This is a genomic window from Marinomonas flavescens, assembly GCF_004352835.1.
Classification (GTDB): domain Bacteria; phylum Pseudomonadota; class Gammaproteobacteria; order Pseudomonadales; family Marinomonadaceae; genus Marinomonas; species Marinomonas flavescens.
The window spans coordinates 461,698-476,406 of sequence record NZ_SJSB01000001.1; the positions used below are offsets into that span (position 1 = coordinate 461,698).

Below are 14,709 nucleotides of genomic sequence, written 5' to 3' on the forward strand. Positions count from 1 at the left end.
TGTCCTGTTAATAGCTCGGCTGTTAATGTTCTAAAAGACGATCAAGTTTGTGTTTGAAAAAAGCATAAAAAAGCCCCCATTTAATGAATCGATATCATTAAGTGGGGGCTTGTGTGACTTACTCTTTTCACAATGAAATAGAAGCCAAAGAGAACAAGAAGTCAAAGATAACTAGAAGCCAAAGATAGCCAAAAGCGGGTTCTATTCTCCTAACAACAACTTATCGTCGTCTAGCTCTTCGCCGTCATTACGGGCTTGAGCAAACAATTGAAGAAGGTCTTTTACTTCATACCCGGCGCGCTGATCGCCAGATAAATCAAAAATAATCTTCCCTTCATGGAGCATGATGGTTCTAGAACCATGATCCAGTGCTTGTCGCATGGAGTGTGTCACCATCATCACGGTAAGCTGTTTCTCTTCGATGATTTGCGACGAAATATCCATAATGAGCGCCGCCGTTTTTGGATCAAGCGCCGCTGTGTGCTCATCCAACAAGAGAATACTGCTAGGCTGTAACGCCGACATCAGTAAGCTAACTGACTGTCTTTGTCCACCTGATAGTAATCCCATTTCAGCGCCAAGACGGTTTTCAAGGCCAAGGTTAAGACGGCTTAACTGTTCTTTGAAAATTTTTCGTAGATTGTCATTTAAAGCCAAAGAGAGGTTGCTTCTTTTACCGCGACCATACGCGAGAGCCATGTTCTCTTCTACCGTCAAATTGCCACAAGTACCAGCTAATGGGTCTTGAAACACTCGAGCGATGTCTTTAGTACGCTTTGTTGCTGGAAGATTGGTGACATCTCGATCAGAGAATAAGATCTTTCCACGGGTCGATTCGATGTCTCCAGCAATGGTGTTGAGTAAGGTCGATTTACCCGCACCATTGGAGCCGATGACGGTGACAAACTCACCACTTGGGATGGTTAAATCCACACCGCGTAGTGCGAGTTTTTCAGTTGGTAGGCCGTGGTTAAAAGTGACATGTAGATTTTCACAACGAATCATACTCTTTCTCCCTTCGCTTTCTTGGCTTTCCATTCACGACGTAATTTTGGAAACACCAGCGCTAACGCGACTAGGACGGCGGTAAGCAAATTAAGATCAGATGCTTGGAAACCAAGGAAGTCTGCATTGAGCGCCATAGAGACGGCGACTCGATACAAGATAGAGCCGATAATGCAGCTCATCACAATGACGAGAATAGAACGCGTTGAGAACAACGATTCACCAATAATGACCGCAGCCAAGCCAACGACAATCGTACCGATACCCATGGTGGAATCTGCAAACCCGTTCGTCTGGGCAAACAAGGCACCCGCCAAGCCGACTAGACCATTAGACAATGCTAAACCCACGTAGACTTTCTCATTCACCACAATGCCGTTCGCTTGCGCCATGCGTTTGTTAGAGCCGACCGCACGCATCGCAAGACCGTATTGTGTGTTTAAGAACCAAGCAACCAGCAACCCACCAATGACGGCACAAAAGGCCACAAATATAACCTTCATATACATCGCCGGAATGCCGAGCGCCTCAAAAGGCGTCAACATAGTTGGTTCCATAATCAGGGCAACATTGGGCTTGCCCATCACCCGAAGGTTAATGGTGTAAAGGGCGGTCATGGTTAAAATACTGGCTAACAGATGCAATATATTAAATCGCAAGTTCAGCCAAGCGGTGACAATCCCCGCACAGGCGGCGGCTAACGTACCGAGCAACGTCGCCAAGTAAGGGTTGTAACCAATCACGATCAAGGTAGCGGTAACAGCTGCACCAAGGGTGAAGCTGCCGTCTACTGTTAAGTCAGGAAAATCTAATATTCGGAAGGTAAGATAGACTCCCATGGCAACCAAGCCATAAATGAAACCTATCTCTAGCGTTCCTAAAAAAGCATAAAGTGACAAAGTATATCCTTATTATTCGATTATCTTAGTCGCTCGCGCGAGTACAGCTTTAGGAACACTCACACCCATGAGTTTGGCCATTTTTGGGTTTACAAACAAGTTGGTCCCTTTTGCCATTTTCACATCAATGTCACCGGCTTTTTCACCCTTAAGAATACGCACAACGATTTCACCTGTTTGGCGTCCAAGGTCAAAGTAATCGTAGCCAACCGCAGCAACAGCACCACGGGCAACCGTATCTGTATCACCAGCAAATACTGGAATTTGTGCGTCGATACCGACTTTCACAACGGATTCTACAGCACTGATAATGGTGTTATCGATAGGCGTATAAATCGCATCGACTTTACCAACCAATTGCTTAGTGGCAATCATAACGTCGGATGTTCTAGGAGCCGGTGCTTCAACGATTTTAATGCCCATTTCAGCCGCGACTTTTTTCGCTTGCACTAACATAGAAACAGAATTCGCTTCACCTGGATTATAAGGAATACCGATTGTTTTTAAATTCGGCAAAAACTCTTTAATTAATGAGAAATGCTCTTTGATGTTCGCCATGTCTGATAGACCAGTGACATTGCCACCCGGTTTTTTAAGGCTAGGCACTAATCGGGCCCCAACTGGGTCGGTCACAGCAGAAAATACAATTGGAATGGAGTCGCTGGCCGTCACGGCCGCTTGTGCTGAAGGTGTGGCGATAGCAACGATGACGTCTGGCTGCTCACCAACCATCTTACGAGCGATCTGCGCGGCAATGTCTGTTTTTCCCTGAGCGCTTTCGTAAGTGAATTTTAGTTTGTCGCCCTTGTAACCATTTTCATTTAGGGTCGCTTTAATACCATCACGAACCGCATCCAGTGCAGGGTGCTCAACAATGGCTGTTGTCGCTACGTAAACTGGATCAGCTTGTGCAATGCCACCGACGATTGCGCTTGCGACAATCGCACTTTTAAAAATAGAACTGATTTTCATAGTAAATCCTTTGTAGTGAATATGTACGGAATGATACTTTCAATGAATTATTCTGTAAAAATATCACAGCATAGAGGCGAAAAACTAGATGAATTATCAGACTGTTGGTAGATCAACACTTGAATAGTAAGAAATAGGTAAAATAAAGAGCGAAAACAAGCTTATAAAGTCAAAAAACAACCCCCCCATGTTAGCTGTCCAACTATTGGTGAACGCTCCAAAATACAGAGGCTTACGGGATTTATAAGTAACCCTATTTCCTTTTTAACACTTGTCCACGTTACCTCTAACGAGCTTTAAGCTGCCGTCTATATGAATGTCTCTTTGTGGGTAAGCGATGACGATGTTGTTTTCAGCGAAGAGCTCGTCGAGTCGAAAGCGTATGTTGCTTTTCGCGACGCGTAACCCGCCTTCCACGTTGGATTGTATCCAGAAGTTCACGTCAAAGATGAGGGCGTTGTCGCCAAAGTCTTCAAAGATGACTTGTACTTTGGGGTCGGTGAGCACGCTTTCTTGTTCTTCGGCGGCTTGTCGCATGAGTTCGGCGACTTTCTTTGCTGGCGAACCGTAGGCAACACCGATTCTCACTGAGGTTCTCATTAATTTGTCGACGAGTGTCCAGTTCACTATGGTGTTTTCTAGGAGCTTGCTGTTTGGAATCAGCATGTGTACGCCGTCTACGCGTCGGAATCGAGTCGAGCGTGTGTTAATTTCTTCCACTACGCCTTTGGCGTTTTCTACTTCTAAAAAGTCACCGATGCGGATGGGCTTTTCCCACATCAAAATCCAACCACTGATGAAGTTATTGATGATGTTCTGTGCGCCAAACCCCACGCCAATAGCGATAGCGCCGGACAAAAAGGCAAACGCCGTGACTGGGATGTTGATGATTTCTAACGTGGTAATGGTGATGATGCAAATCGCGATGACATACAGCAAGCGCTGGAGCATGTGGATGATGTTTGGGTCTGTGTGTCGGTTCGTCAGTTTAGACGTGAGTAGGCGAACGAGATATTTGGTAACCCAAAAACCAACAAAGGCGAGAGTAGGGATGAGTAGCAGCCCGCCGAACGTCACCGCTTGGCCAGAAACGGAAAACAGTGTGTAATTTAAGGTGCGGTATAAATATTCTAGATCTAGCAAAGGCGAGACTCTCTTATTGGCTGCTTTTTGTCATGATATGTATGGCCGATTTGGGTGGCTAATGTATTAAATACTATTTCTCTGGTGTGTGCTTTATAAATGTGCAAACAATGTGTTCAGGAAGGCGAAAAGAGAGGGGATTATTAACCTCGCCCTAACCCTTCTCTTGAAAAGAAGGGAGAGGGTTAATGGCCGCTTAGTTCGGTGTGTCGCTGCGTTTTAGCTGCATGCGACGCAAAAACTCAGACATGATGTGCATGTAGAGTTCGTCACCTAGGTATTTGTCTTCTACACCACGGTCGATGCTCGGGTTGTCGTTGACTTCAATGACGTAACCACGGCCGTTGATCTCTTTTACGTCTACACCATATAAGCCGTCGCCAATGGGTTTGGTGGCGGCGATGGCGGCTTGCAGCACACGGCGCGGCACTTCAAATGTTGGCAATGTGTCGAAGCCACCACTTTCGCTGGCGCTGTCACTGTGTTGGTAGATCTGCCAGTGGTTTTTCACCATGTAGTAGCGACAAGCAAAGATAGGTTTGTTGTTTAAGATACCTATGCGCCAGTCGAATTCGGTGTACAAATACTCTTGAACCAACAGCAAGGACGATTTTTTGAACAAGGTGTTTAGGCTTTCAGTCAATGCTGCGCGGTTTTCTGCTTTGATCACGCCTTTGGAAAACGCACCATCGGGGATCTTCACGACCATTGGGTAGCTGATTGCCGCTTCTAATGCGTCTTCGACGCTTTTTTCACCCTTGTGTACGATGCGTGTTTTTGGGCAAGGTACTTTGTGGGTGTTGAACAAGTCCGCTAAGTACACCTTATTGGTACAGCGCATGATGGATTGTGGGTCGTCCATCACGACCAACCCTAAGCCTTCGGCTTTTTTCGCGAAGCGGTAGGTGTGGTGGTCTATGTTGGTGGTTTCACGAATAAATAAGCCGTCGTATTCTGGCAGGCGCAAGATGTCTTTTGGGCCGATGGTATCCACGTGAATACCAAGCTGTTTACCGGCTTGGATAAACTTCTTAATCGCTTGTTCGTCACTAGGCGGCATGGCTTCTTCTGGGTTAACCAAAATGGCCATGTCAAATTTCGCCGCGCGCTGGATGCGACCCTTGCTCCATACCTTGTTACTGAAGGCTTCTAGAGACTCTGCAAATAGCGTTTCTTCCTCGTCATTTAGCTGGCGTTGAGAGGTGGCTTGCAGTGCGGTCACTTGCCATTCTTTGCGGTATTTTAGCGTTACTTCAAGTACAGGGCTTGGAAAGCTTTCGAATAGCTTGCGAGCGAATTCCTTCATTTCTGGCAGAATGGTTTTACCAAACACGCAGTGAAACTTTAGCTCCATTGGAGCGTCTGGCGTCGCCAATTTTTTGGCAAGCAAAGGCAACCAGTGAGAAATTTCTAGCTCATACAGGTCTTTTTTGCTTAGGTCGTTCAGTACACGTACCGATGGCATAACGTGGTGGCCACGGCTTTCTGCCAACAGGGAGCAATAATATCCGTCAGACAAATATTTGCTGCTTTTACAAAGGTTGATAATGCGCGTGCGTCCTTGGCTTTTGGTGGCCAAGTTTAGGTATTGAGTAAAGGTGATCACACGATCACTGGGTAAAAACGCGGACCAATCTTTGGCCTGATCAACAACAATGTACGTCTGTGACATTGGCTTTGCTTTTCCTTCTTTGAAGAGCAGTAAATGCGTGTTTTTAACACGCTGAATTTTTGCGAATAGTGCGCTTGTTTTTATGTTTTAACAATACTCTAAATCGAAAATATAAAATGTTTTTTTGGTGACTATTTGTACTATCTTTTAACTAGGATTCGCCCTAGAATGCGCGAAAATTATCGTCGTCTATTGCTGTGCTTTTCAGCGCCTTAATAGTTCGACTTATCAGACCTTTTGCCCTTTTCTGAGGCGATAACATGAACAGCCATACCGCTCCACACTCTTCTTTATCATTCGAGGTTCGTTCGGCTCTGTCGAGCGATGTTACGGCTCTATTAGCATTAGAAGCCGCGGCTTTCAGCGGTGACCGTTTGAGTCGTCGTAGTTTTCGTCGTGCGATTACGAGCACAGGCTCTGCTTTGCTGGTGGCGGTAGGTGAACAAGGCCTGCTGGGCTACGCTTTGTTGCATTTGCGTCAGGGTACTCGATTGGCGCGTTTGTACTCGTTAGCCGTGTCGCCTGCCGCGCGCGGTTTAGGGGTGGGTAAAGCCTTGATCGAAGCGGGTGAGAAAAAAGCCATTAAACGGGGTAAGGCGTTGTTGCGTTTAGAAGTGAGCGATGTGAATCTCGCGGCGATCGCGCTGTATCATAAAATGGGCTATCGGGATTTCGGTCATTACGACGCCTATTATGAGGATCAAACGGACGCCATTCGGATGCAAAAAACCTTGCGTCATCATGGTGTTGAACAATCGTCACATCCAGTGCCTTGGCTAGCACAAGGAACGCCATTTACTTGCGGTCCAGCGTCGTTGCAAATGGTGTTGTCTGCGCTGCAGAAAGAGTACCAAGCGACACCAGACGATGAGCTGGAAATTTGGCGCGAAGCGACGACCATATTTATGACTTCAGGGCATGGTGGTTGTCATCCGATGGGGTTGGCATTGGCGGCGCAAAAGCGTGGGCTATCGGCGCAGTTATGGCTCAGTGAAGAAGGGCCTTTATTTGTTGATAGTGTGCGTGATGAACTGAAAAAAGACGTGATTACCCGAGTGCATCAAGGTTTTGCTAAGCAATGCGTGGCGGCGAATATCGCCGTGAATTATCACGTTATGCCGTTAGAGCAGTTGATCGAAGCGTTTGATTCGGGCGCGTTGGCATTGATTTTGATCAGCACCTTTCGGATGGACGGTAAAAAAGCCCCCCATTGGGTGGTGATGTCAGGTTATGACGAACATTGTATTTTGGTGCATGACCCAGACTTCGAAGAGAATGACGACACCCAAAGTCCGCTCGATTGCCAGTATTTACCGATCGCACGGGATGTATTCGAAAAAATGTCGCGTTTTGGGCGGCGACGCCTACAAGCCACCGTGGTGTTGAGGATGAAGCGTTAAGAATGACGTATCTGTTTAGCTCACATTATTCGTTTTAGTTAGCAGGCATGGTATTGTTTGTTGATATTAAACGAATTAATTGAGGAGTGGTTCGATGAAGATCGCGTTAACCAGTGACAATATTGCCGGGGCTTCTGAGTCTGTTTTACACGCTATGATGGAAGCATCCAAAGGCGATGCCATGCCGTATGGTAATGACGAGTCGACGGCACAAGTGACGGCCATGTTATCTGAGCTGTTTGAATGTGAACTGGATGTGTTTTTGGTGTCGACAGGTACCGCGGCCAATGTGTTGAGTGTGAGTGCGATGACGCCACCTTGGGGCAGTGTTTTGTGTCATACCGAGAGCCATTTATTGAACGACGAAAGCAGTGCGCCTGAGTTTTATACCGGTGGCGCTCGCTTTGTGGGTATCGAGGGTGCTGATGCTAAGATAGACCCTGTCTTGCTGAAGAAAGTCGTTAATCAAAAAGTGGGCGATGTGCATTCTTGCCAACCTTCTGCTGTGAGTATTTCGCAAGTCACAGAAGTGGGCAGTGTGTATTCTTTGGAAGAAATCCGTGAAATTACGAATGTGGCGAAAGCCGCGGCGATTCCTGTGCATATGGATGGCGCGCGCTTTAGCAATGCATTAGTGGCATTGGGCTGCTCGCCGGCTGAAATGACCTGGAAAGCGGGCATTGATATCGTCTCTTTCGGCGCGACAAAAAACGGCACTATGGCGTCGGAAGCGATCGTTGTTTTCAATAAAAGCTTGTCAAAAGAATTAGGCTTTCGCCGTAAGCGTGGTGGTCATTTACATTCGAAAATGCGCTTACTGTCATCGCAGATGATTGCTTATTTAACCGATGATTTATGGCGTAAAAATGCGACCCACGCCAATGCGATGATGGCTCTGTTGCAGGACGGTTTGAAAGCGGTGCCAGGCGTTGTTATTAATACGCCAGCGCAAGCCAATATGTTGTTTTGTACCTTGCCTGAAGGCATGGCAGAGCATTTGTTGGCAGATGGCTTTGCTTTTCATGGTGATCGTTGGGAAGAAAGAGTAGTGCGTTTAGTGACTTCTTTTAGAACGCCAAGAGAAGGCATCGAAGCCTTTATTGATAGTGCGAATACATTTGCAAAGCGTGCATAAGCTTTTATGGATTAAATCTTTGAGAGGTGGCAGTGTTTCAATAAGGTATTTTCGGCATGCTTTTCCTTGCTTAATACTTGGCTGGCGATCTGCTTAAGATGATTTTATTGATGATTTTATTGATGATTTTATTGATGACTTTTCGATGTGAAAAGAGCCTACTGTCACGAGCGGTGTTTTTATCGCCTTGCTTATATTCTGCGGCATTATTCGCAGCATTAGGTAGCGAGCTATTTTGAATATATAAAAGGTCTAGGGTTATGGAAGATTTACTTCACTATGTGTTGAACTTTCAGGTGCTGATACTTGTATTAGTGGTTGTCTTGCTTAAAAACGCAATTAAGTTTGTGCCTCAAAATCAGGCGTATGTGATTGAGCGTTTTGGTAAATATCAATCCACTAAAGAAGCGGGTTTAAATTTCATTATTCCCTTCATTGACCGGATTTCCGCGGATCGCTCGTTAAAAGAGCAGGCAGTGGATGTTCCTGAGCAAAGCGCAATTACGAAAGACAATATTTCTTTGCATGTGGACGGTATTTTGTATTTCCGTGTGCTTGATGCCTATAAAGCGACTTATGGCGTAGATAACTACGTATTTGCGGTGACTCAGTTGGCGCAAACGACGATGCGTTCTGAACTAGGTAAAATGGAATTGGATAAAACGTTTGAAGAGCGTGACATTCTAAATACCAATATTGTTTTAGCGATTAATGATGCTGCTGGCCCTTGGGGGATTCAGGTGTTGCGTTATGAGATCAAAGACATTGTGCCACCGCAATCTGTAATGGAAGCGATGGAAGCGCAAATGAAAGCAGAACGTGTGAAGCGTGCGCAAATTTTGGAGTCTGAAGGGGATCGTCAAGCGGCGATTAACCGTGCAGAAGGCCATCGCGCGGCGGTAGTTCTTGCTGCAGAAGCGGATAAACAAGAGCAAGTGTTGCGTGCGGAAGGTGAGGCCAAAGCGATTGTCGCGGTTGCATCTGCTCAGGCTGAGGCATTGCGTCAAGTGGGTGAAGCGGCAGCGACTGAAGAAGGGCAAAAAGCCATTCAGTTGGATCTAGCAACGAAAGCCATTGAAGCGAAACGTGCCATTGCGAAAGAGTCTTCGGTTGTCTTGTTACCAGATGGTGCTACAGATGCTTCTGCGGTTGTTGCGCAAGCGATGACGATTATCCAGAAAATGACGAAAGGGAGCTAAATATGGATTTCTTTACCAATAATCTGGCCGAAAGCTTATTCGTTATTGGTTTGATCCTATTGGTCATTGAAGTGGCTGTATTAGGCTTCTCTACTTTTGTACTGTTTTTTGTCGGCTTAGCTGCGATGGTGACGGGGGCTTTGCTCTATGTCGGTATTTTGCCGGATAGTGGTTTGGGCTCGATGTTTAGTACTGGTATCTTAACGCTTATTTTTGCGGGTGTGTTGTGGGGGCCTTTAAAACGCATGCAGTCGAATGTGAACCCTAAGAAAGCGCAAGGGGATTTGGTTGGCCATGAGTTTGTTTTAAAAGAGCCTGTGTCACCAGAGCTTTCTCCTAACTATCATTATTCCGGTGTGAATTGGTCTTTGATCAGCGAAGAGTTGATTGAAGCTGGAACACGGGTTGAGGTGACAGAAGCAGAAGTTGGCGCTTTTCATATTAAAGCGACTCGTTCGGATTAACCTCTGAGATTAGAAAAATAATTTGTAAAAAGGGCTTCCGATGGAAGCCCTTTTTTTGTGTTTTATAATTCGATTTAACGAAGAATTAACAGTGGGATCGTACTTTCAACAATCATTTTAGAGGTGTTACTTCCTACAAAGAATTGTTTTACTTTTGAGTGAGCATAAGCACCCATAACCATGAGTTCAATGTGATTCTCTTGGCGGTATTGGGTTAAAACAGGATAAATATCACCAGCAATTAGGGCGTCTGTTACTTTAAAGCCTTCTTGTTCTAAGAGTGCTTTAGCGTTTTCAAATTTTGCTCGTCTTGCTTTTGTATCTTCCCCTGCCATGACTAGGTGGCAGGTTAAGCCTTTTAGTAATGGACTTTTTATAATGCGGGCAATGGCGTTGTCGGATGTTTCGCGGCCATCGTAAGCGATCATAAAGTTGGTTGGTGCTTTGAATTCGCCAACGGTAATCAATATTGGATTGTGAAGTGCTCTGGCCGCGCGTTCAATATGTGAACCCATGGTGTTGGCATTCATATCATTGTTATTGCCACAGCGGCCTAGAATAACCGCTCGAGTGCTGTCTTCAAGGTCTGTCAGTGTTTCAATAAGATCACCATGACGCTGCAGAAGAGAGATGTTTTTCGCACCGGCGGCTTCAGCGTGTTTTTGAGCATCATTTAGTATGGCTTTACCGTGTTCAAGAGAAAGCTTAGCGCGTTTCTCATCGAGCTCTGTAAGCTCACCAAGTAGATGTTCTCTGCTGCCAAAACCAATAGAGCCGGATAAGTCATTTTTATTGGTTGTTATCGCGGCCTTTTCAAGTGAGTGCAAGAGCGTCAGAGGGACCTCCATTTTAATGGATGCCCATACGGAAGCGTCTGTCACGTACTCAGATAAAGAGGAGTCATCGATACACGCAATTACGTTTGTCATTATTATTCTCCTGTTTGCCTTAATGGCCACTTAATAATTTATCAGCTTCTTCAGGTTTATCATGAACGCCGAATTTATCCACGACAGTGGCGCTGGCTTCGTTCATTCCTACGACATCAACTTGCGCGCCTTCACGACGAAATTTGATCACTACTGTGTCGAGTGCAGAGACAGCGGTAATGTCCCAGAAGTGCGCAGCGGATAAATCGATAGTCACTTTGTCGAGGGCTTCTTTAAAATCGAACGCTTTATTGAATTGATCAGAAGAGGCAAAGAATACCTGGCCAACAACTTTGTAAGTTCGATGAGCATCGTCTTCGTTTTTGCTGCTGGAAATAGACATAAATCGGCCTACTTTATTAGCAAAGAAAAGTGATGCGAGTAGTACGCCAACCAAGACGCCAATAGATAAGTTGTCTGTGGCAACCACCACGGCAACCGTGACTACCATGACGATGTTGGTCGAAAGCGGATGTTTCTTTAGGTTGATGATAGAGTCCCAAGAGAAAGTTCCGATGGATACCATGATCATTACGGCAACTAAGGCGGCCATAGGGATTTGACCAATCCATTTGCCTAAGAAAACCACCATGATCAGCAGGAAGAAGCCGGCAATAAAAGTAGATAGTCGGCCACGGCCACCGGATTTCACGTTGATAACAGTTTGGCCAATCATACCGCAACCGGCCATGCCGCCAATGAAGCCAGTGAAAATGTTTGCCACACCTTGGCCTTTACATTCACGGTTTTTATCGCTGGTGGTGTCGGTTAATTCGTCGACAATCGTGGCGGTCATCATTGACTCAAGCAGACCTACAACCGCTAAGCTTAGGGAGTAAGGTAAGATGATCAGGAATGTGTCTAGGTTTAATGGGATATCAGGAAGCAAGAAGACAGGTAAGGAATCTGGTAATGCACCCATGTCGCTGACGGTGTGAATGTTAAGGCCGTTCATCATTGAGAAAATGGTCAAAACAACAATGCAGACCAGTGGAGATGGTAGGTTTTTACCCAGTACTGGTACGTATGGAAAGAGATAAATAATACCCAATCCCGCCGCTGTCATAGCGTAAACAACCCAAGTCACATTGGTCAGTTCTGGCAGTTGGGCCATGAAAATCAAAATCGCTAAGGCGTTAACAAAGCCAGTAACAACAGACTTTGAGACAAAGCGCATCAAGTTGCCGAGTTTTAAATACCCTGACACAATTTGAAACAGTCCGGCCAAAATAGTGGCTGCTAGCATGTATTGCAGGCCGTGATCTTTAATCAGATCCATCATTACCAATGCCATGGCGCCGGTGGCTGCAGAGATCATCGCAGGGCGTCCGCCAAAAATAGAGATGACGACAGCAATACAGAAAGAGGCGTAAAGGCCTACTTTAGGGTCAACGCCAGCAATAATAGAAAAAGCAATGGCTTCAGGGATAAGAGCAAGCGCGACAACCGTGCCTGACAGGGTGTCGCCTTTTATGTTTGAGAACCAGTCTCGTTTTATTGATTCGATCATTTTTTACCTTTTATATCGCTATTTTTACGTGCCATGCTTTGTTTTTCTAGGCTTTGCTTTTAGGGCTGTCCCTAGTTTCAAACGGAGCGTTTTACATTTAATAAAGCATGGTTGGGTATGTATCGTCATAAGGCTATGACGTTTGCATGCTGCCATTGGCGCGCATGCGATAGGAAGGTACTTTAAGCGACACAATCAGGGTGTGTTGCGTTGCGCCACGCCGTGTTTTACAGCGAAAGTTAAAAAGTGGCGAAATTATAAAGTTTTAGTCTGGTTATGACAACTAAGGAGGCTGCTTTCTTTTGGTCGCTAATGCACATGGTTTGATAAGCTATTAAAAAGAAGAGGGTGGTGTTTTTATGCAAGGGTGTCATTTTTTCATTTTTCTTTTATGAGTTTTTATTTATAGTTCTGCGGTTAATTATTTATTCGTAGTGTTTTTCTATCATTTTTTAGTAGTAAGTGGCCGATTATGGATGTTGTACAGAGTCTGATTTTAGGGATTATTGAAGGTGTTACTGAGTTTCTTCCTATTTCTTCAACAGGTCATTTAATTGTTGCTAGTCAGTGGCTAGGGTTAGAGCAAACAGATGGGAATAAGGCGTATGAAGTGATTATTCAGTTGGCGGCTATCTTAGCTGTTGTTGCTAACTATAAAGAAAGGTTCACTTTTAAGCATACTCGTCTGTGGTTAAAAATAGCGTTGTCATTTATTCCTGTTGGCATCGTAGGGCTTCTGTTTCATCATCAGATTAAGGCGATTTTTTCTGTTCCCGTTGTTGCTGTTATGTTTATTGTTGGTGGAGTGGTGTTTCTAATTACAGAAAGAGTAATTAAAGACAAAGTGCCATTGGTAGAAAACTTAGATGATGTTACCTATAAACAAGCCTTTTTAATCGGTGTGGCGCAAGTTTTTGCTTTGATTCCAGGAACCAGTCGAGCGGGGTCGACTATTGTTGGGGCGTTGTTTGTCGGATTGAGCCGTAAAGCGAGTGCGGAGTTTTCGTTTCTATTGGCTTTGCCTGTCATGGTTGCTGCATCGGGTCTTGATTTGATTAATCACTATAAGTCGTTTAGTGGTGAGAATCTGGTGGTCTTATTGGTTGGTTTTGTGGTCGCCTTTGTTAGCGCTTACATTGTGATGAAGCTGTTTATGGCTTTCCTTCAGAAATTTACCTTTGTGGCATTTGGTTGGTATCGAATAATTTTTGGTGTTTTGCTTTTATTCTTTTTTATCTGATGTAACGAACTGTTGTTGTTTGTCACTAATTTGTTTCAAAAGGCCGCTACTGTACCGAAGTACAGTAGCGGCCTTCTTGTTTCTTGCTTAGTATGTTGGTAATAGAAATTTTATACGTCTTATTTAGGGAATCTTACAATGAGCGACAGTCAAACATCTTTTGCAACTCTTGGTTCACCAATCGGAACTATTATACAGATCTCAGGATCCGTCTTAGTTAAATCAATTGACGGTAACGAGCGCGTAGTCAAGCTAGGCGACTCTGTGTTTTATGGCGAAACGGTGGTGACTGGTTCTGCTGGCAGTGTAACGATTCAATTTGTTGATGGCTCTAATGTGGTCATTGGTGGCGATTCAGTTGTCAGCCTTGATGACGAAGTGTATACGCCTGCAGACGTTGGCGATCTTGCCCAAGACTCAGTTACCGATGCTGAGGCATTACAACAGGCCATCGCTGACGGTGCCGATCCTACCTTAATTCAAGATGCTCCAGCCGCTGGTGAAGATGCTAATGGAATTGGCGAACAACAGCGTGTTGATGTGAATGTTGATCGAAACCAAGAAGGTGCACTTCCTAGTTATGGTTTTGATACAGACCACAGTGTAGCGCTACCAAGTTTTGGCTATGACACTAATAATAGATTCTCTTCCTTTTTATCAGGAGACGAAACCAACTCAGTTTCAACGAGAGATCAAGATAGCTCTGCAGACACTGACAATAATTTAAGTATTTCTCTTAATCAAACAGATCAAACTGTAAACAAAATAGGATCTGGCGGCGTTGCTGTTAACTTAGGTGGTGTTGATGCTGATGCGACACAAGTTTCTATTGCTTTCAGTGACGGAACTACATCCGTCACAACGAATGCCGTTAAAAACAGCGCTGGAGATTGGGTAGTTCCAGAGACTGATATTAGTGCATTAAAAGATGGTTCAATTGTTGTAACGGCAACGGTTACGGATAGCACTGGGAATACAGCTGCAGCAGTAACCAATCTCGATTTAGACACCAGTGCTGATTCTGATGACACGGCATTGTCTGTTAGCGTCGCTAATTCCGATACGATTGTTGGTGCTGCTGAAGCGGGATCTGTAAGCGTCACTTTAGATGGCGTCGACAGCGATGCAGAAACCGTGACCG

At 45.1% G+C, this 14,709-nt stretch carries 13 protein-coding genes; 6 read left to right on the top strand and 7 right to left on the bottom strand.

What is annotated here, in order from left to right; all coding sequences use genetic code 11:
• Window positions 1-201: 201 nt before the first annotated feature.
• The 5 genes from E0D70_RS02075 to E0D70_RS02095 form a co-directional block, all read right to left on the bottom strand.
• Window positions 202-1,005, bottom strand: coding sequence for an ABC transporter ATP-binding protein (locus E0D70_RS02075; protein WP_133010594.1), 804 nt, complete (start codon window positions 1,003-1,005; stop codon window positions 202-204).
• Complete coding sequence (locus E0D70_RS02080) at window positions 1,002-1,904, bottom strand: ABC transporter permease (RefSeq protein ID WP_133010595.1); 903 nt, start codon at window positions 1,902-1,904, stop codon at window positions 1,002-1,004. The genes E0D70_RS02075 and E0D70_RS02080 overlap by 4 nt, the downstream gene beginning before the upstream one ends.
• 12 nt (window positions 1,905-1,916) lie before the next feature.
• The gene (locus tag E0D70_RS02085; RefSeq protein ID WP_133010596.1) at window positions 1,917-2,876 is read right to left on the bottom strand and encodes an ABC transporter substrate-binding protein; all 960 of its coding nucleotides are present in this window, start codon (window positions 2,874-2,876) and stop codon (window positions 1,917-1,919) included.
• 264 nt (window positions 2,877-3,140) lie between these two features.
• Window positions 3,141-4,019 carry a mechanosensitive ion channel family protein gene (locus tag E0D70_RS02090; protein ID WP_133010597.1) on the bottom strand — a complete coding sequence of 293 codons (879 nt, stop codon included), beginning with the start codon at window positions 4,017-4,019 and terminating at the stop codon, window positions 3,141-3,143.
• A 196-nt stretch (window positions 4,020-4,215) separates the two neighbouring features.
• Complete coding sequence (locus E0D70_RS02095) at window positions 4,216-5,691, bottom strand: RimK family protein (RefSeq protein WP_133010598.1); 1,476 nt, start codon at window positions 5,689-5,691, stop codon at window positions 4,216-4,218.
• A gap of 260 nt (window positions 5,692-5,951) precedes the next feature.
• Between E0D70_RS02095 and E0D70_RS02100 the strand changes: the two genes are divergently transcribed.
• The 4 genes from E0D70_RS02100 (at window position 5,952) to E0D70_RS02115 (ending at window position 9,889) form a co-directional block, all read left to right on the top strand.
• Window positions 5,952-7,091, top strand: coding sequence for a GNAT family N-acetyltransferase/peptidase C39 family protein (locus E0D70_RS02100; protein ID WP_133010599.1), 1,140 nt, complete (start codon window positions 5,952-5,954; stop codon window positions 7,089-7,091).
• 94 nt (window positions 7,092-7,185) lie between these two features.
• Window positions 7,186-8,226 carry a threonine aldolase family protein gene (locus E0D70_RS02105; RefSeq protein ID WP_133010600.1) on the top strand — a complete coding sequence of 347 codons (1,041 nt, stop codon included), beginning with the start codon at window positions 7,186-7,188 and terminating at the stop codon, window positions 8,224-8,226.
• Between the two features lie 260 nt (window positions 8,227-8,486).
• Entirely contained in the window at window positions 8,487-9,425 is a 939-nt protein-coding gene (locus E0D70_RS02110; RefSeq protein WP_133010601.1) for an SPFH domain-containing protein, read from the top strand.
• A 2-nt stretch (window positions 9,426-9,427) separates the two neighbouring features.
• Entirely contained in the window at window positions 9,428-9,889 is a 462-nt protein-coding gene (locus E0D70_RS02115) for an NfeD family protein (protein WP_133010602.1), read from the top strand.
• 74 nt (window positions 9,890-9,963) lie between these two features.
• On the opposite strand, the gene E0D70_RS02120 is transcribed toward E0D70_RS02115, so the two are convergent.
• Both E0D70_RS02120 and E0D70_RS02125 read right to left on the bottom strand, forming a co-directional pair.
• Window positions 9,964-10,818 (bottom strand): universal stress protein, encoded by an 855-nt coding sequence (locus tag E0D70_RS02120; protein ID WP_133010603.1) that lies wholly within the window; start codon window positions 10,816-10,818, stop codon window positions 9,964-9,966.
• Window positions 10,819-10,837: 19 nt separating this feature from the next.
• Complete coding sequence (locus E0D70_RS02125) at window positions 10,838-12,328, bottom strand: SulP family inorganic anion transporter (protein ID WP_133010604.1); 1,491 nt, start codon at window positions 12,326-12,328, stop codon at window positions 10,838-10,840.
• A 472-nt stretch (window positions 12,329-12,800) separates the two neighbouring features.
• Between E0D70_RS02125 and E0D70_RS02130 the strand changes: the two genes are divergently transcribed.
• Both E0D70_RS02130 and E0D70_RS02135 read left to right on the top strand, forming a co-directional pair.
• Complete coding sequence (locus tag E0D70_RS02130; RefSeq protein ID WP_133010605.1) at window positions 12,801-13,568, top strand: undecaprenyl-diphosphate phosphatase; 768 nt, start codon at window positions 12,801-12,803, stop codon at window positions 13,566-13,568.
• A gap of 138 nt (window positions 13,569-13,706) precedes the next feature.
• On the top strand, window positions 13,707-14,709 hold a 1,003-nt coding region (locus E0D70_RS02135; RefSeq protein WP_133010606.1), incomplete at its 3' end, for a retention module-containing protein.